This window comes from Prevotella sp. khp7, assembly GCF_900109055.1.
Taxonomy (GTDB): domain Bacteria; phylum Bacteroidota; class Bacteroidia; order Bacteroidales; family Bacteroidaceae; genus Prevotella.
This window is the reverse complement of record NZ_FOIV01000002.1, coordinates 786,895-806,811: the sequence shown is the minus strand read 5'-3', so window position 1 is coordinate 806,811 and position 19,917 is coordinate 786,895. Positions and strand designations below refer to the sequence as shown.

Sequence of the window (19,917 nt, the reverse complement as noted above, 5' to 3'; positions counted from 1 at the left end):
TAAAAATATTAATTAAGAGGATTTCCATTTGGATTGCAACTGACTATCCAACGAAGGGCATTAATGAACAACAACTGCTGAGTGGTGTCCATGAACCCCTCATTACCATGTCCCATATTAAGATATATCATTCGATATTTTTTATTAGTCCAAACGAGTGGAAAATCACCAAACTTCACCACATCCTTCAAACCAAAAGGATACATCTTCTGCGAAATACTCAGTAAGACATCAACATCAGAATTATTCCGTGGTGACGGATTCCACTGATAGAATTCGCTGGACGGAGCCACGAACTCATGCGGAATTGACTTTGTAACAGGATGTTGCAGGATATTCCTTTCCACCAGCACAGGCTGTGGCGGCCAATTATTACAATAAAAAACGCCACACCCTAAGAATCGGTTAAACCAAGGCCAATGTGTGTTCTTATCATTATAGGCCGAGGCATGAAATCCCATCCAGCCTCCACCATTCTCCATGTACAATTCAAAAGCACGTCGCTCTACCTCTACATGCGGCATTGCATTCAAACTGATAATCACATCATATCCCTTTAATCTATCATAGGGATAATCTGCCAATGATGTTGTCTGTTCCATTATCCATCCATTACCATAGGTCAGCTTTTGAAAAAAAGCCATGGCTTGACGATCAAACTGTACATGAGCCTCTTCAGCCAAAGGATTCCAATAAACCAAGGCCTTGAAACGTGGTGCAGAAGCATAACTGGCAGGATAAGCCTCATGAAGTTCTTCCACCGCCCATCTAATAGCATTTTCAACTAATCTTACAAACACAGGATTATCCCAAAGTGTTGCACTATGTCCGAACTGAAAATATACATTACGGGCAGCCACATAAGGATTACTCCAGACCACAGGATGGTCCCCCATCTTTACGTTTGTATCTATCGTATAGCTAGCCTCGTCTACATGAGCCAACACTTGTACATTCCGACGAGGAGACTGATCATAAGTATACCATTCATCATCTTCAATAACAAATGAATCAGGGACACCCTGCATCACAGGATGACGTATGTCTTCAACCACAACCTTACCATCAGACTCCTCTGCAATATAATTCTTATATCGAATCCTACCCATAAAGTCTGAGAACCATGACCACATAGGATAGCCGTCAAATTCCCCCAAAAGGGTGGCATGGTGAAAACCAATATAGCCACCATGCCCTCTCTCAATATATTCATGGAATTCTTTCTGCGCGACCTCACTCCACTCATAAGGTGGATGATTTAATTGCAACACAAGATTATAAGTATCCAACTCACCAGCCTTCAATTCTTTTGCCGAAGTACAGATAGTTAAATCCAAACTAAAACGGTCTTTATTGTCCTGAAGCCATTGAAGAGCTCGAGCAGTAAAAGGCTCATGCACTCCTCCACGTTCTGCCAACACCAAAATTCTCTTTTGTGGAGCAGCAAGATCCTCTATTCTATCGTCAGCAAGTGTTATTGACCGACGCAATGCCTCCAGGTAATAATAGTCAGCATAGTTAATAGGCACATCAATCTCATCTTGGGCCGGATAGTTACCTGTTGAATGATCGAGAAGGAATCCCCGCATGGTTCGGGGTGCAGGCTGATATCCTGACACCAAAGACGAGATGATATGATTAGCTATCCGCCTGTACTCTTTAGCCAACACGGTATCGGAATAAGTGGCGAGTTCAAATAATCCAGAAGCAAATACGGCTGCCGCCGATGCATCACGTGGTGCATCAGGGATATTCGGATCGCGCATATCCCAATAAGGGATTAAATCTGCAGGCATATTTTGTTGCGAGAAAAAGAATTTCGCAATCTTCTGAGCTTGGCGCAGATATGCCTCATCGTGGGTATAACGGTAACACATGGTAAAGCCATACAAGCCCCATGCCTGTCCGCGGCTCCATACCGACTCATCGAACAAACCCTGATGGGTGATGCGCTTGATCACTTTACCGTTTTCAGGATTGTAATCTACCACATGATAAGATGAACCATCCTCGCGAAAATGATGAGCCATCGTCGTATTAGCATGGCTCACAGCCATCTGGTAATAGCGCTTATCGTTAGTGAGTCTTGAGGCTTCGAACAGCAGTTCGAGATTAATCATGTTATCAATAATCACTGCAAACTGCCAACGGTCTGGTGTACCCCAACTCCAACTACGAATACAGCCTACCTGCTCGTTGAATCGGGTTGCAAGGGTCTTAGCCGACTGGACGACGACATCACGATACGACTGCTCGCCAGTAAGTCGGTAAGCCTGTCCGAACGAGTTATACATCATAAAGCCCAGATCGTGTGTTCCTTTATGATACTTCACCTCTTCTATCTTCCAAGTATTCGACACTGCCTGCTCTCGCCAAAAAGCATCATGTGAATACTCATACATCTGCCAAAGAGAACCTGGGAAAAAGCCTGAACACCAATCGTACATGCCTACCAAACGCAGCGATCCATCTTTCTCCAAGCAGCGAGGCATGATCTTCGACTTATCCTTCGCTATCTTGCGAGCTTGTTCGGTATTCTGTAACAAATAGCGCAACTGCGTATCGGCAGCGGCAAAAGCCTGATCAATCTGACAGGGCTTGTAATACAACAGGAAAAAGCGGTCGGAAAAACGTTTCACGATATGACGACAGGCCAACTGCTGATAATCAGTACGCTCTGGGATCAACAACCAAAGACGGTACAAATCGTGTGCTAACAGCTGCTGTTTGTAGTCCCACTCGCCTATCTGTTGATAAGGCCATGCCTCAACCTTCTTACCCAGATACTGAGCCAGGTAATTGGTAGCATTCTCCAACAACTGATGCGCCTCGGGCTGGAATTTGTATCCAACCGCTCTTGCTATCTGAAACACATCGATGATATGACTCAGGTTATATTGCGAATAGCCAAAGGCTAAAGTTCGACGCAGTTCACGCGGTTGCCTACCATCAGGTTCTATCTGCGCCTGCATCCGTTTTTGATAAAACGCGCTCAGGTACTGGTTAAGGACCTGCTGGTTACCTACGTATTTGGCATAAGCCATAACTTGCGCATCGTGTGCAGTTGAATGGTTATTGAGTTGCTGACTTTCTTCTATCCCCTGCTCGCTGGTAAGAATCCACTGTAAGAATTGAGAGAACCAATGCTTTAAGCCTTTTGCATCCTTAGCTGTAAATGCCTTTGACTGCTCTAACAACTGTACAGCATCAAGCATCTCGACAAATGAGTAACCATCAATAACCCCATAACAACGCCCTTTGCCACCAAATTTACCGGGAATGGTTTGGGCATAGTTCAGGTTGGGATTCATACGGGTATCGCAATTCAGGAACCATACCCGCAACTGCTCAACAGCTTTCTGGGCATAGCACTCATTGTTACTGAAGTACCAAGCCAGAGAGAGAGTTGTTACACGACGAGCCATTTCGGCCAATCGGGGACGATCGTATTTCTCCAGTTCGGGATTCGACACCCCATCACGTACTATATATGGCAGGCCATCGGGTTCAGAAGGATCGGGCCAGTAATAACGCGACAAGCTGAGATAGTCGTGCTTACTGCCGCTAACGGCCGTTTTCTCCTTCATCATCACAGATACCGGTAAAGTACGCATGAGTGTATCGGCATCGGCTATCAGCTGGTGATATGCCGTAGCATAGGCCGGCTGCTCCAGGCAGGATTTTACCTGGGCCAGGTGCGCGCCGTCCCAAATAGACTGCGCACCTGCCTCGGCAACTAACAAAACCAACTGTATGAATACAACTAACCTATTCTTTATCATATCAAGCAATTACTGAATAGTTACTTTTACCTTGTAATTCTGTGTAAAGCAATGTACCTCGTACTGATTATTGATGTTATTAGGCGTATAGATTACGCCATCAGCAGAGCCATTAGAAATACGGACTTTATCATCAGCATCCACATCCTTAGGATCGAAAGTGGTAACTGTAACATCGCCCTTAGCACCATTAAGAGCCTTGAAATAAATGCTCTGTACACGATGATTATCAGTGGCATCAATACCTGTAAGCTGCCACTTCATGCTGAAGGCACCATTGGCATTAGGCTGCAGAGAGGTGCCGTTGGCATCAACAATCTGATAATCGGCTCCTAATGTCAGGTTGCTATCCACATAATAGAAAGACTCTGCATCGAAAGCACGCGAACCTGCGCACCAAAACTGGACAGGAATATCCAACGTTTGCCCCTGAGCAACGGTATAAGCCAGTTTATTATCCAGCCTACCCCAATCCTGGAAACCGAAGTAGAACACATTCTGGGTTTCGGGATTATCGTTTCCCCAAGCATCGTCGTTACAAGCAGTGAACGACATACCTACCATCATGATGCACCATGCACAAACGATTTTTGATACTATCTTATTCATAAATTACGTTTTTTTAGTTTGTTTGTTGTTTACCATCCTGCATTCTGAACCACATTGCCTTCAGAGGTAGCAATCTCGTAAGTTGGGATGGGATAATAATAATCTTTATTGGGATTAAAAGAGCGGGCTGCTGCCTCTTCGATGACATAGATATCGGCTTGGTCGCATACCTTCTGTCCTTTGTACATACCACCCTCGGTAGTGAGACGACTCTGCAAATCTTCGCGCTGGGCATTGGTATCATCCTCATTATACTTCAGACCAAGCATAGTAGTTGGCAGAACCTTTTCGGCAATCTTCCAACGGATGATATCGTTATAGCGCAGTCCCTCGTCGATAAACTCTACCAAACGTTCGCGACGGATTTCATCAAGGATATTCAAGCCATTCTGCTTGGCAAAATCGTTGGTAAGCTTAGCACTAAAACCACTACGGGCACGAACGGCATTCACTGTCAGGTTTAACTGCTCATCGGTAATACTACCGTTTAACTCATAAAGTGCCTCTGCATACGAAAGCAGCACCTCAGCATAACGAATCACCATCTTATCAACCGTTTCCTTACTATTAGTAGTCCACTCATCAAGCATAAAACCTTTCTTGATGCCATAACCATTACCATGCTGATTGCTGAAGGGAACATAGCCTCCCTTGTAAGCCTCTTCGCCCTTATGATAGATGGTCATACCCAAACGTGGGTCGCGCTTTTCAAAGATATCGTCATAGTGTGTCTCGGGGATCATTGCCAGTTTGCTCTTTTCGCGAGGCAGACCATCGGTATAGAGATACTGGTCGATAGCCTGACGCGTTACGCTGACACCATTCTCCAACTGACGAGAGTTGCCATGAGCAATGGTGGCACCTGCCCCATTAGGACCATACACCTTCACAAATACATTCTCTTTATTCTGACGACCCTCGCCATCAAAATAAAACAACTTTTGATAGTCGGGATATAGGGCGTGCTTACCACTATTAATCAGGCGCTCGGCCGCATCAACAGCTATCTTCAGATGCGCTTTCGAGTCGCTCGACAAACCATGATACTTAGAGAAAGTACCCTCGTAGAGACCGATACGCATCATCAGACCACGAGCAGCCGACTTTGATACACGCCCCCAATCGGCATCACTGCTGACAGCATCGATCTCAGGCAACCACTCCTCGGCAAATCGCAAGTCGCTGTAGCACTGCTGAATCACCTCTTCTCTTGGTGTGCGAGCCATCTTGATATCCGGATCGCTGGTAGAGTCGAAAGCTTTCAGAATCAGAGGCACATCGCCGTATTTCTTTACGAGATCGAAGAAATGGAAAGCACGGAAAAAATAAGCCTCGGCCAACCAGCGATTCTTCTGAGCATCGGTAAGAGGAGCCACGGCTCCCTTGGAAATGATATTATTGCATACACCTATTTTATTATAAGGGTTGCTCCAATCGCCCGATGTTGAAGGCAGACTCCAGTTACCACTCGAGGTGCCATTAGCCGATGTACCGATAATATCATCTGCACGACGGTCGTGATCGAAACCTGGCAGGTCGACATACAACTTATTGCAAGCACCGCGCAGGTCGGTTTCACTCTGCCAGAAGGTATTATCGGCGAGTGTTGTTTCGGGCAGACGGTCGAGTTCGCAGCTCGTAAGCAGCATCATGACACAAACAGCACCTGCCGTATAGATGGATTTTATGATATTCTTTTTCATAATTCTAATTATCAATTATAACTTTTCTATTATCAATTCACTAAAGCGTAACATTCACGCCAAAAGCCCATGTGCGGAAGAAAGGATAGTAGTTACGACCTACATTGTTACCCGATTCTGGGTCGAAAACCTTCAGGATGTCAGACTTCTCCCATACATCGTTACCACTGATATATACACGCAGTTTCTGAATGTACTTCTTAGAAATAGGCACGGTGTATCCCAGAGTAATGTTCTTCAGACGGAGGTAAGCGGCATTCTGTACCCACTTGTCGGAAGGTTGGAAATTAAACATATCGCCATTGTAGTTGTAAAGGCGTGGCCAGAATGCATCCTGATTATCCTCGGTCCAATAGTCGCGATGGATGGTCCAAGGCATCTGATAGGTGCGACCGAATGGGGCAATAGCCTCTGTATCTATCAGTAGTTTGCGTTTGCCAACTCCCTGGAACATCATCGTCAGATCGAAGCCTTTCCACTGAGCAGAGAGATTAAGACCATAAAGATAACGTCCGTTGGCATCACCTAAATAAACCAGATCGCCGTGGTTTTCTTTTGTGCCATCGCCAGCACCTACCTGATGACCTATGTTACCATCCTTATCGGGCAATGTGAGGTATCGCACATCGCCAGCACCTACTTTACCGTCGCTGAACGACTTATAACCAGGGTGTGCTTCCTTATACTGTTTGTATTCGTCGAGGCTGCTCCAGTAGCCATCAGTCTTATAGCCCCAAATGGTGTTCAAAGCATAGCCCTCGAGCAAACCAACTGTTCCTGCATAGATAACATCGGCACCATCGTACTCCATGAGTTTATTCTGAGCATCAGAGATATTAAAGGCCACCTGATAACTGAAGTCGCCAATACGGTCGTTCCACTTAATTTCGAACTCCCAACCCCATGTTTTCAGCTTACCCACATTCACATTAGGGATACCAATACCGATAGTATGTGGCAACTGTAGTTTAGACAGCATATCGTTATTATACTTCCAATAGTAATCGAACGAAGCGTTCAATCTACCATTCAGCAGACCTAGATCAACACCGACGTTAGTGGTCTCAATAGTCTCCCAAGTTTTATCTTTCGAAGCCAACTGACTCTGATAGTACGACTTCTCGCCCATATACACCGTGCTCTGTGCAATGGTGGGGATATAATCGTATAGGCCCAAAATGGCACCATTACCCAACTGACCCCACGAGGCACGCAGTTTCAGATTGCTTATCCAACCAAGTTTGAACCACTCTTCCTGACTGATACGCCAAGCCGCAGATACAGAAGGGAAAGCCTTCCATCGTTTCTCTGGAGCCAAGCGCGACGAACCATCGTAGCGAACATTTGCTTCGAACAGATAACGATCAGCATAGTTGTAGTTCAAACGACCAAAGTATGACATCATTGACCAAGGTGCGATGTTATCGCCCAAAGATGTGTTGGTTGCCTCGGCTGTATCGTAGTAGTTGAAAGAGTAGAAATCGTTAGAGTTCATATTCTTAGCTGTGGCAGAGAACTCATCCTTACGATAGTTCTCATATGAAGTTCCAGCCAACAACTTGATGTTATGCTTCTTTATATCAAACTCATAATTAACAGTCGCCTCGAACAAATCGTGAAAGTCATTGTTCTTAATACGATAGAGTGAGTTAGGATCGTTGTACGACTGACGTACATTATTACCAGTCATACCGTACCATACCATATAATGACGCTCGGTACGACCTGTATAATATCCAGCACGACGACTGGCACTAAGGTTAATACGCAAACCTTTTAACAGATTCTTGATGGTCAGGTCGCCCTTACCAACAAAAGTTTCATAAAGTGTTTCCGACTGTCCGCCCTCCTTCATCACTTGGATAGGGTTAAATTGCAAATCGCCATTATAGGGATTAACGTCATAGTTTACGTCCTCAGTAGGATTATAGATAAGCTGGCGTGCACGAGAGCCATAAAGGTTATTTAGGATGGCACCAGCTCCTGCCGATGGATTATTATTCTTTTTCGACTGATACTGCATGTTTACACCTACAGCAATATACTTACTAAACTCGGCATTTACCTTGGCATGCAGATTAACACGGGTGTTATCGTTCTTACCATACTTAAGCATACCGTTTTTATAAAAATAGTTTCCCGAAATCAGGTAGTTGATATTTTTGGAACCACCCGACACAGACAGACTGTGGTTGGTCTGATCAGAATGATTACGTGTACCCTCATCTACCCAGTTGGTAGCCGAGAACAGATCCCAACGGCCATTGGTATTATTGGGACGATAGTTGAAGTTGCTATTACCTACCCAACTTGACTGCTCTGGGTTCCACTCGGGTTTACCACCCTGATTGATTCGTCCGATATTTATCCACTCCTGCTCTTCCCATGCAGGCAAACGCTCTGGCATATTACTAGGCAGGTTGGTAGCATAATAACCGCTATAGCTGATTCTGGGCTTGCCATCGCCACCATTCTTTGTAGTAACAAGTACTACACCAGCAGCAGCTCGGGCACCATAGATAGCACAGGCAGCAGCATCCTTCAGTACCGAAATACTTTCGATATCTTCGGCATTGAGCAGAGACAAATCGCCCTCAACACCATCTATCAGCACAAGCGTTGAGGTAGAGTTGACCGACGAGAAGCCACGAATACGCATACCGCTGGTCTCGCTACCAGGCTCACCACTGCTTCGTAGTACAGCTACACCAGGCAGTTCGCCCTGCATAGCATCGAGCACATTACTTGATGGTTTGGCGGACAACTTTTCGCCATCAACAGCAGAAACAGCACCCGAAAGATTTACCTTTTTCTGTGTGCCATAACCCACCACCACCACTTCGGTAAGTGTTTTATCGTCCTCAGTCATCAGGATAGTGCCTTGCACTTTGGCAACTGGCAGCGAGAGCGTCTTATAGCCAATAAACGTAAGCTGAATGGTTGCTCCACTCTTTACATTTGCTAAGGAGAAATGACCATCGAAATCGGCCACGGTACCATTTGATGTACCTTGTTCCAGAATACTGACGCCAATCATAGGTTCGCGCGTGCTCGCATCGAGCACGGTTCCCTTAATGATTATGGTGGATTGTGCCCACACACTAGTTCCCATCAGTAACCACGTACAGCAGCAAAGTAGCAACTTCATGCTTCGTGTTGATAATTTTTTTGTACTCATATAAACAGGTATTTAGTTTGATATATAAAATTGATGGCACAAAAGTAAGTCAATTCTTCCACCAACATAAATAATCTGCCACATCACAATTACTACACACCAACAGAACCACTACATCAGTAGTTTCTCTACAAGAGAATATCTCATTACAAATCAATGCATTAACAAATAAAAGCGCTACATCAAACTATTAAAATAAATTTCTCTTGTTTATTGCTTTTCTCGAATATAATGTTTATCTTTGCCACCAAATAAAAATATGTATGAAGAAATGGATATTATTACTATTGGTTGCTACCACACTGCAAGTTACTGCCCAGAATCCTTGGCAACGAGCAGTTATAAACTATTCACGGCAAACTTACCACTCCGGCAACCAGAATTGGCAGATAGGGCAAAGTAAAGAAGGCTGGATGTATTTTGCCAACAATAGCGGTCTGTTAGAATACGATGGCACCAATTGGAGTACTTACCCACTACCAGGCAACACTAAGGTAAGATCGGTACTACCTGGTAGCGACACAATCTACGTGGGTGCTTTGGGGCAGTTCGGACGTTTTGTAAGGAATAACAAAGGGAAAATGGCTTACCAAGAACTATCAGGAAAGATGGGCCAAAAGGGACAAGTAAACATATGGTATATACACCGTATTGGCAACGACGTTTTTTTTCAAAGCGATAACGCATTCTACATTAACGATTATAAGACACGACTCGCCTGCGAACCTGGTGTACATTATTCAACTGTAGTCTACAACCGGCTTTATATCACCTCATATAAAGGGCTATCCGTATTGGTTGGAAAGAAGTTTGTGCCATTAGAAGGTATCGACATTCGTAAAACATCGAATATTGTAGCCATACTGCCTTGGCAGCAAAAGTTGCTATTGGTAACCAGTAACAATGGATTGTACCTCTACAGCAACAACCGTTTGCAACCATTCAATGTAGCAGACAACAAACTTTCAGGTGGAATTCAGCTATCGTGCGCTGCTCTATCTGGATCGATGCTGGCATTGGGCACACTGCAGGATGGAGTGATATTAATGGACTTGCGCACTAACACTATCGACAGGATTTCGACTAACAACGGACTGCAGAACAAGACGGTACTTTCTACGGCCTTCGACAATGACCAAAACCTATGGTTGGCACTCGACAATGGACTTGACTGCATCCAACTCAGCTCACCCATGCGATTTCTTAATAGTCGGCAGTCACCAATCGGCAGTGGCAACTGCAGCATCACTTATCAAGGTAAGCTCTACTTTGGCACTAACCAAGGTCTGTACGTAATGGAGGGTAACCATATTCGCTTTGTAGAAGGTACGGGTAGTCAGGTACTATGTCTCGACACCATTGGTGGTCAGCTATTCTGTGGTGGACGACAATTCTTTATGAATATCAACGGCAGTCGTATCACCCATTACGACAACCGAGGTGTATGGGGTGTACGTGCACTTAGCCGTCATCCAGACGTATTACTCACTAGTTCCTATTGGGGTTTACGCTTGATGAAGCAATTGTCACAAGGTTGGAAGATAGCAGAAAAAGTGAAGGGCGCCGACATCTCGGCTAAAACCTTCTATATCGAAGAACTAACAGATGCTATCTGGGTAGCTAACAAAGAGAAAGGACTCTACCGCCTAACACTCAGCAATGACCTGCTAAACGTTAAGAGTAAGAAGTGTTATAATTCGGCTGCATTGCCAAAAGGTGACAATGTTTACATTACCAAAATAGATGGCGAGATGGTGATTGCCAGTCGTCAAGGTCTTTTTCGTTACGATGCCACTCACGACCAACTGGTTCGCCATTTTGCCTTAGAGCAACAACTGGGCGGACAGACTGCTTATACCTATATCTACCAATCGTCTGATGGGTGCATTTGGTATGCTACTGATGGCGCCATGCATGTAAGCAAAGACCACGTGCATCACAGCTACCTGAATGATTGCCTGATGGAGGATTTTGAAAATGTGAGCTTTACCAACCACCACCAAGCCGTTATCGGCACTGAGGATGGTTTTGCCTTGTTGGAAAACCAGCAGTCACAGGACACTGCCAGATTGATACAGCCGTATATCCGACGTATCGTTATAGGCAACAACACCGACACCCTCTACTATAAAGCCGAGACGCCACAAATTAAGTGGGGTAACAACTCGTTACGTTTCGAATATAGCGCCAATAGCTACGATCCCACTCAGACAATTCGTTTCAGCTACTGGTTAGAAGGTTCAGAAGAGCAGGAGTGGAGTCAGCCTACCCGACTGCACATCAAGGAATACACAAATTTACCCGAAGGCCATTATACCTACCACGTCAGAGTAATTACCGCTAATGGTAGTAAAAGTGGAGAGACATGTTTTGAGTTTACCATTCTACCACCTTGGTATCGTACTTGGTGGGCTTACACCTTATATATAATAACTATTCTCATCGCCATCTGCACACTATATCGTCGCCTGGTACAAAGTCGACAGCGTCTCATCCAAGAGAAAGACGAACAGATTGAGAATCTGGAGGAAGAGAAACTGGAGATAGAACTACGGGCACGCCAGGATGAGCTAGTACGTTCACGTATGAACATAGTCCGCAAAAACGAGATGCTGCAGGAAATCAAGAAGACAGCCGTTAGTATTAATAATGGACTAAGCGAAGAGAATCTACCTGCTATCAAACGCCGTGTAGTACGACTCATCGGTCAGATTGACACCAACATCGAACATGATGAAGACTTAGAAGCCTTCCGTAGCGAATTCGACAGCGTACATCATAACTTCTTGAAGACCCTCGGTGAACGCTATCCACAACTCTCACACAAGGAGAAGATGCTCTGCGCTTACATCCGCATGAATCTAATGTCGAAAGAGATTGCCCCCCTACTCAATATCTCCATCCGCGGTGTAGAAATTGCCCGTTACCGTATCCGTCAAAAGTTTGCGCTATCTCAAAAAGACAGCCTTACAGACTTTCTACAAGCTTTATAACACATAAATCAGAATAAAAAGTAGTACCTTTGCAGCCATGTTTGTAGTAATGATGACTTTGTTTACCATTGTGCTCGTGGGATACGGGGCTGGTAAATTAGGATATTTGGGAGGCGACTTTGACAGACAACTGTCGAGGTTGGTAATTAATATGACTTGTCCGGCGCTGATTCTATCGTCGGCAATGACGGGCGAACTGCCTGACCGCGAGTATATTCTGCCATTATTGCTCATCAGCGTAATAACATACGCTGTGCTTACAGGTATTGCATTCTTTTTGCCACGCTACCTCACCAAAAAGAAAGACGACGAAGGGACTATTGGTTTTGCACTGATGTTTGGCAACGTGGGCTTTATGGGCTACCCCGTGGTGGCATCGATATTCGGGCACGAGGCCGTATTCTATGCAGCCGTGCTGAATGTGGTAAACACGTTTGCGGTGTTTACGGTAGGCACTATCCTGATTACAGGGAAAAATGAGGTTGAAGAAAGTCGATTTGAGAAGAAGGTGCTCTACTCTACCCCAATGTTAGCCTGCTATCTAACCATGCTGATAGTAGCGCTGCGCATCGACAATATCCCCGAGGTCATTAGTCAGCCACTGACCATGATTGGCAATATTACCGTGCCAGCAGCGCTACTGATCATCGGTTCATCAATGTCGAACCTCCCGATAAAATCACTGTTAGGCAACACCAACGTTTATATTACCACCTTGTTCCGACTGGCCATTCTGCCCATCGGCATGTATTATCTGTGCACACTTTTAGGTTTCGACAGTTTTGTGGTGAATATCAACACCGTAGTGATTGCCATGCCTGTAGCCACCTATGGAACCATTCTCTGCCTGAAGTATGAGAAAGACACGACCATGATTACAGAAGTCACCTTTATCACCACCCTGCTATCCATGATCAGCATTCCCCTGCTGGTAATGCTTTTATTCTAAGAAGCCGTTCCATCAATATGTAACCAGCAAGAATGATGACATAGATCATCACCACTTGCATAATCGAAGGATGTAAATCTTCTATGCTTGCATAAGGCATGGTTGCTATCCGTATCAAAGCTGCATTCAGTCTTGAGACAATATATAATAATAGGTACGCGAAAGACGGAATCAATAATACTACCAACGACAAGTAAAGTATCAGCATAGCCGCAGGAAGTACAATCAGATTTGTAAGCAGAAAGTAAGTTGAGAACCGTCCGAAGTAATAAGCAATCAGTGGGGCTACACCAATCTGGGCCGCACAAGAGACGGCAAATATACTCCAAAACCATTTTACTACCCGATGGGACATCAGATTCTTTTGAGCTATCAGTTCATTGAATAACGGCATGAACAGTAATATGAAGAACACAGCCATGAACGACATTTGGAAGCCCACATCGAAAAGCGACAACGGATTAGCCATCAACATCACAATAGCAGTAAATGCAAGGGTATTGATTGACATTTTCTCCCTATACCCTAACTGCAAAAGAGCATATACACTCAGCATGATGGCAGAACGCACTACACTAGTCGACATGCCTACAAGGAACACAAATAGCCATACACTCATTACGATAAAGATTTGCGTCATAGTCTGACACCTGTGCCCCACCGTTAAGAAAGAAAGCAGCATATAGATGATACCCAGATGCAGCCCACTCAAAGCCAATACGTGCGAAGCTCCGGTTATGGCATAAGTATCCTTCAGTTCTTTGGTCAACGCTGATTTATCGCCAAGCGTCATCGCTGCCACTACTGCATAAGCATCGTCATCAGCATCCTCCACGTCGAATCTTTCGAGCAACCTGCTACGCAGTTTCAGGAAAAAGAGCCTAGTCCTGGTCAACACTGACAGGCTACTAAGAGTGGGGCGAGACCTCTGCCAGTCCCAGCTTGTCACAAATGTGCGACCATTCTCTATTCTGGATTGTATTTTCAAACCATCACCGATTTTTAGGGACTTGCTCCGCTCATCTTTATACAGATAACATTTCAACGTATGCCCACTACCTATCAATACCACATCGATAGCCATTGTCTTCGGCTTCTCTATCGGTCGACTCGTGACTACCGCCTCATATACAACCTTTTCTTCTGGCCACACAGGTTCCGAAGTCTTGTGCCATACAGTAAGGAACCACCCCAGGACAGCAAAGCACACACAGATAGCCAACGATTGCAGCTGACCGTTTCGGCGCATCATCAAAGCCAGAAAAACTGCAACGGCCAATAACAGCAGAAGTTGCAATGGTGTCAGCACCATCACATAGTGTCCCACTACGATACCCGCCATCATGAAGACAGCCAGCTTTAGCAAGGGTGAGTTTTCCAATAATCTGTTTCTCACAATGCTTCTAATTTAGTTCTGCAAAGGTACAACTTTTTGGCGTAAACCCCTAATCTTCTCAGGAAATATGTAAGAAAAGTTTAAAAAGACTTGGCTTTTTGCTCATAAGTTCGTAACTTTGCAAACATGGAGACAAGTTACTACACAAACGACGCCATAACGCTGCTGAAGGACCTGATAGCCATTCCTTCTATCAGCAGAAGCGAGGAAAAGGCAGCTGATAAGCTGGCAGAGTATCTGAACCTTTGGCATCTGCCATTCGGCCGTGAGGGCAATAACCTTTGGGTAGGTTGTCCTGATTGGGATAATAACCGTCCTACCATAATGCTCAATGCCCACATTGATACAGTGAAGCCTGTCAGTTCCTGGACCCGCGATCCCTTTCAGCCTATGCAGGAAGGTGATGTACTCTATGGACTTGGCGCCAACGATTGCGGTGGCGGACTTGTAGCCTTGCTACAAACCTACCGCATCATGCTTAACCGCCCACGCAAATATAACCTGCTGTGGGTTGCTTCTGCTGAAGAGGAAGTCTCTGGCGATAACGGTTTCAGCCGTGTACTCCATAAATTGCCTAATATCGATGTAGCTATCGTTGGCGAACCTACAGGCATGCAGCCTGCCATTGCGGAAAAAGGGTTGATGGTAATCGATGGTTATGCCCATGGCAAGTCGGGCCATGCAGCCCGTAACGAAGGCGTTAATGCTATCTACGAAGCCCTCGACGACCTTGTATGGCTACGCGACTACCGTTTCCGCAAAGTCAGCCCCTTACTCGGCCCTACAAAAATGACTGTTACCGTTGTAGAGGGCGGTACCCAACACAACGTTATTCCCGATACACTTCATTTTATAATAGATGTACGCACGAACGAATTCTATCAGAATGAATACCTGTTTGAATTCCTTCGTAAGAAGATGAGCAAATGTGAGCTTCGTGCCCGCTCCTTCCGTCTCCACTCATCAAGTATTCCCGAAGATCATCCACTAGTCAGACGATGCACCGAGCGTGGCATGACCCCCTTTGGTTCTCCCACCCTCAGCGATCAGGCCCTCATGCCCTTCCTTTCGTTGAAGCTAGGACCTGGCGAATCAAGCCGTTCACATTCAGCTGATGAGTTTATTAAGATTTCTGAAATCCATCAGGCCATCGATACCTACGTCAGCCTGCTCGATGGCTTGACGCTTTAACGCGCCAGCCATCCTTCAGGATTCAATTTCGCATTTCCCTTACGCAACTGGAACTGCATCACACCGTCAGAGCCTACACGCCCTAACGTTTGTCGTGCACTTACCTTTTGACCACGACTCACGCTGACAGAAGCCAAGTCACAATACACAGAGAGGTAACTGCCATGACGCACAATAACGACCGTGGTACCACCATAGCCGAATACAGCACTCACCTCACCATCGAAGATACAACGCACCGCAGCTCCTGGCTGACCTTTGATGTCAATGCCCTTCTTATCGAGTGTCACATGACCTTTCACATCTGTCACATGATTTGTTCCAAAATGATTCATAATCTTATAGTTACCAGCAATAGGCATGGGCAGGCGTCCACGATTGTTCTCGAAGCTACCACTCAGCAAGCGGTCTTCCGATGACACAGAATAGTCGATGGTCGACGACTTCTTGGCTTCAGCCATCTCCTTTTCGTGAGCCCTAGCCTCTGCAGCGGCCTTACGTTCAGCAGCCAAACGGGCATCCTCAGCCTCCTTGGCCTTACGCTCTGCCTCAGCTTTCTCACGTGCCGACTTCTGGGCAGCAGCCCTAGCTTCAGCCTTGGCTTTCTCTTCTCTGGCCTTTGCTTCAGCTATACGTCGTTCGTTCTCCTTACGAGCCGCTTCAGCAGCCGCCTTCTTCCTAGCCAGTTCCTCCGCTTTTCGCTTCGCTTCAGCCTCGGCAGCCTTACGTTTTGCCTCGGCTTCAGCACGAGCTTTGGCACGAGCTATCTCCTGTGCTATCAGGCGATCTATCTGGGCGTTCAACTCTGCATCGCGTTTTTTCTGCTTATCGATGATACTCTGGATGGTCTTCTGCTGTTTTTTCAGCGAATTAACCATTTGCTGCTGTTCCACCTGCTTGTTCTCGAGCGATTTCTTCTCCTGTTCGCCACGATACAGCAAATCATTCTTCTGCTTCTTCGACATCTTCAACTCGTCGAAGGTCTCAGCCACCTGCTGTTTCATCGAAATCACCGCCTCACCCTGTGTCTGCTGATAAGCAGCATACTCACGTACGAAACGCAATCTACGATACATCTGCGACAAGTTCTTGGCGCTGAAGATGAACATCAGCTTACTCTGGATGTGACGATTGGACTGCATATAGCGCATCGACTTCAGGTAACGCTGCTTACGTTCCGCCAATTCTTGTTCCAACATCTTCAGCTGAGCCTGTAACAGAGTGATGTCGTCCTCCAATCGGGTGATGTCGTGTCGGATTGTGTCGATGGTTTTACGCTTGTAGGCAATCTCATTATTGATTACCAACAGATTCTGCAGTCGTTTGTTCACATCGCGCTCATTGGCCTTCAATCTCCGCTCCTGCTCCTTAATCTGGTTGCGAACCTGTTGCTGTTCTTTCTTCAATCCGCTAACAGTAGGAGCTGGTGTGCTGTTTTTCCTGGTAGCTGTTTTCTTTGTAGTTGTAGTTGTTTTCTTCCTCGTGGGAGTATTTTTCCTCGTGGTCTGTTTCTTTTGTGTGCTGGTAGTACGCACCTTCGTGGTGGCTGTCCGCTTTTGTTGAGCAGGAGCAGTCACCACGAAGCATACTAAAATCAAGAGTGCAAGTAGTTTCCTCACGCTATCCTTTAATCTTTCTTTTCCTTAGTGGGTATATATTTCTTCCTTTACAGAGCCATGAATCGACGCAGAATCTCGTCAACTGTCACTTCTCTGTATTTGTTTGATATCTCCGTACGTGTCTCCCACTCCTGATCCGAGCCGATGTAGTTGAGCGTCATGCCCAGTTTCACCTCCTTCTGTGGTGTGGTCAGGGTAATCATATGTTTGTGGGGGAACGCCTTCTTCTGCAAAGGTTCAAACTGATCGTAGTCCCAGTTCAACTGCGTATTGCCATTGAAACGATCCTTATACAGGATGTTAGCCATACGTATCAAAGCCGTGCTCTTGCTGGCCAGCCAGCTATAATCCATCTTACCCTCTTCCATGCTGATAATCATGTCGTCGCCGCTCTCTAAGGTCGAATAGGCCTTTGTTGTATCAACAGCGTGCCTCATGACACTGCTCTGGTTGGGCTTGAACAATTCGTTCCAGAACAAGGCTTGTAGCGATTTGAAGTTCAAGCCGCTATTACGCAGGAAGTCAACCTGGATATACGGAGCCTTCAAATACTGTTTGTTGATACGGTCCATAATGAGTACGTAATCCTTGGTCAGTTCTATACGTCCTGCCTCCACAAATCCGAAAGCCATTAACTGCAGACGAATCACGTCGTCGCGTTTCATTCGCAGGTTTCCTGTCAGCGTCAGTTTCTGTGGACCAACCTCAACAGAGAACTTCACTTTCGATGTCAGAAACTTAGCCGTCTGAGCATTATCCTGTACTTGTCCGATAAAATCGGCCTTGGCTCTCTGCTCAGCAGTGATTGGCGCAGGCCCTGTGGGTTTCTTCTGGAAGATACCACACGATGTCAAAAGCAACGGCATTGCCAAAAAGGTCACTTTGAGAATACTTGTACGTTTCATTCTGTTTTTATTTTAAGTTTTATTTTATCAGCATGTTCGTATATCACGGCGTTGTCCATTTTCTCGTCCAGGTTCTGTATGGCCTGTTCGATATATATCCTGGCCTCTGCATAACGTTCCTCCATATAGAGTATCCATGCATAAGTATCAAGATAGGTCGAGTTTTTGGGTTCAGCCTTGATGGTTTTATAGCTCATCTCCTCAGCCTTCGAGAGTTTCTCGCCTCGTTCGCTCAGGTAGTAGGCATAGTTATTCAGACAGCCAATGTTGTCTTCCTTCCATACCAAGCACGAATCGTAGGCGGCAAACGCCTCTTCGGCCAGTCCCTGCTGGTGCAGGATGTCGCCCATCACAGCATAGAAGTCTGACACGATGTTCGGATCGCTATCATCCTTAATCACCCCAATACCGTTCTTAAAGGCTGACAGGGCCGCATCCAGGTTCTCACGCTTGTAGTAAGCGATGCCCTGATAGTAGTAGAAGGCCATCTCGTCGGGGTTATACTGACGGGCATCACGGCATAGCTCCACCACGCGTTCCATGTCGTCGTTCTCCCAGGCATAACCCACCAACTGCAGGCGTGCCATTGAGTTGTCTGGCGCTATCGTCAGAGCCTGTTCCAGCACACGGATAATGCTATCCTTCGGCATCTTCTTGGCGTTCATATACGAAGCACAGAGCAACGCCATATCCTCGCTAGTCTGAGGGCCACTCAATATTTTTTTGAAGAGACGCAGCACACGAGTACTGTCACCCCCAGCCAGCTCACTGGCCGACATTTCCTGTCGTAAAAGATGTATACGTTCCTCTGACGTAGCATTCTTATTCATCAGTACGCGCTCTGACAGCGAGTCGGCCATTTCTTTATGTCCCAAAGCCAGATGATACGTCCTCAGCGACATCAGCACCTTGTTATTATCCGGCTCCTGCTCCAATATCTGGCCATACACCTTCAGTGCCTTCTTCACCTCACCATTCATCATCAGCGTCTCACCATACAGACCCAGATAGTTCAGGTCGTTGGGATACTTCTCTGCCAATGACTTCATCTCGGCAATGGCTTTCTTCTTATCGCCCTGACGGGTGTAAATCTCGCTCTTGGCTACTGACAGGCGTTCGCTTTTACCGTCAATGGCCTCCATTCGGTCCAGCACTTCGACAGCCTGATCATTCTTGCCTACCTGCTGGTACAACTGGAACAGCATCTCCAGCAAATCGATTCGTTCTTTGTCGCGTTCGTATATCTTCTCTACCACAGGAATAGCCTCAGCAAAATTCTGCTGACGGATATATATCTGGGCCAGCGTCTCCATATAGGTCACGTTATCGGGCGCCAGAGCGGCAGCTTTCTTAAAATATTCTTCCGAGGTCTTATTGTCTTTCAGCGCATTGTAGTATTGCGCCAGGAAGTAATACACCTCAGGAGCCTCAGGGTTCAGTTCCAGGCAGTGACGCAACAAGTCGAACGCAGCGGCATTATTACCTTTCTGCCTCTGCATCATTGCCTCCAGAAAGAACTGATCGTAGGTTCGCTGGGCAAAGCCTGTAAGCCCTGCCAGCAACATCACGATCGCCAATAGTCCTTTTCTCAT

The 19,917-nt window shown here is 46.0% G+C and carries 11 protein-coding genes and 1 pseudogene; 3 read left to right on the top strand and 9 right to left on the bottom strand.

Annotated elements, in window-relative coordinates; translation table 11 throughout:
* Positions 1–8: 8 nt before the first annotated feature.
* The 5 genes and pseudogenes from BMX82_RS13320 to BMX82_RS06765 form a co-directional block, all read right to left on the bottom strand.
* Positions 9–1,589 carry a ThuA domain-containing protein gene (locus tag BMX82_RS13320; RefSeq protein ID WP_410524405.1) on the bottom strand — a complete coding sequence of 527 codons (1,581 nt, stop codon included), beginning with the start codon at positions 1,587–1,589 and terminating at the stop codon, positions 9–11.
* Between the two features lie 1,188 nt (positions 1,590–2,777).
* Positions 2,778–3,587 (bottom strand): annotated as a pseudogene (locus BMX82_RS13315) (alginate lyase family protein); the annotation flags it as partial.
* 204 nt (positions 3,588–3,791) lie between these two features.
* Positions 3,792–4,391: a hypothetical protein gene (locus tag BMX82_RS06775; RefSeq protein ID WP_143058334.1), complete on the bottom strand. Its 600-nt coding sequence runs from the start codon at positions 4,389–4,391 to the stop codon at positions 3,792–3,794.
* A 29-nt stretch (positions 4,392–4,420) separates the two neighbouring features.
* Complete coding sequence (locus BMX82_RS06770) at positions 4,421–6,094, bottom strand: RagB/SusD family nutrient uptake outer membrane protein (protein ID WP_091767147.1); 1,674 nt, start codon at positions 6,092–6,094, stop codon at positions 4,421–4,423.
* A gap of 40 nt (positions 6,095–6,134) precedes the next feature.
* Entirely contained in the window at positions 6,135–9,242 is a 3,108-nt protein-coding gene (locus BMX82_RS06765; protein ID WP_255396560.1) for a SusC/RagA family TonB-linked outer membrane protein, read from the bottom strand.
* A gap of 293 nt (positions 9,243–9,535) precedes the next feature.
* On the opposite strand from BMX82_RS06765, the gene BMX82_RS06760 reads away from it, so the two are divergent.
* Positions 9,536–12,265, top strand: coding sequence for a triple tyrosine motif-containing protein (locus BMX82_RS06760; protein WP_091767142.1), 2,730 nt, complete (start codon positions 9,536–9,538; stop codon positions 12,263–12,265).
* A gap of 49 nt (positions 12,266–12,314) precedes the next feature.
* The gene (locus tag BMX82_RS06755) at positions 12,315–13,214 is read left to right on the top strand and encodes an AEC family transporter (protein ID WP_255396559.1); all 900 of its coding nucleotides are present in this window, start codon (positions 12,315–12,317) and stop codon (positions 13,212–13,214) included.
* Here BMX82_RS06755 and BMX82_RS06750 read toward each other — a convergent pair.
* The gene (locus BMX82_RS06750; protein WP_091767136.1) at positions 13,180–14,610 is read right to left on the bottom strand and encodes a ComEC/Rec2 family competence protein; all 1,431 of its coding nucleotides are present in this window, start codon (positions 14,608–14,610) and stop codon (positions 13,180–13,182) included. The genes BMX82_RS06755 and BMX82_RS06750 overlap by 35 nt on opposite strands.
* A 126-nt stretch (positions 14,611–14,736) precedes the next feature.
* On the opposite strand from BMX82_RS06750, the gene BMX82_RS06745 reads away from it, so the two are divergent.
* Entirely contained in the window at positions 14,737–15,801 is a 1,065-nt protein-coding gene (locus tag BMX82_RS06745; RefSeq protein ID WP_091767133.1) for a M20 family metallo-hydrolase, read from the top strand.
* Here BMX82_RS06745 and BMX82_RS06740 read toward each other — a convergent pair.
* From BMX82_RS06740 to BMX82_RS06730, 3 genes are read right to left on the bottom strand one after another with little or no spacing between them, the layout of a single operon-like run.
* On the bottom strand, positions 15,798–17,420 hold the full coding sequence (locus tag BMX82_RS06740; protein WP_091767130.1) for a murein hydrolase activator EnvC family protein: 1,623 nt from the start codon (positions 17,418–17,420) through the stop codon (positions 15,798–15,800). The two genes, BMX82_RS06745 and BMX82_RS06740, sit on opposite strands and share 4 nt — an antisense overlap.
* A 47-nt stretch (positions 17,421–17,467) precedes the next feature.
* Positions 17,468–18,325, bottom strand: coding sequence for a lipoprotein insertase outer membrane protein LolB1 (locus BMX82_RS06735; RefSeq protein WP_091767108.1), 858 nt, complete (start codon positions 18,323–18,325; stop codon positions 17,468–17,470).
* The gene (locus tag BMX82_RS06730; protein WP_091767105.1) at positions 18,322–19,917 is read right to left on the bottom strand and encodes a tetratricopeptide repeat protein; all 1,596 of its coding nucleotides are present in this window, start codon (positions 19,915–19,917) and stop codon (positions 18,322–18,324) included. The genes BMX82_RS06735 and BMX82_RS06730 overlap by 4 nt, the downstream gene beginning before the upstream one ends.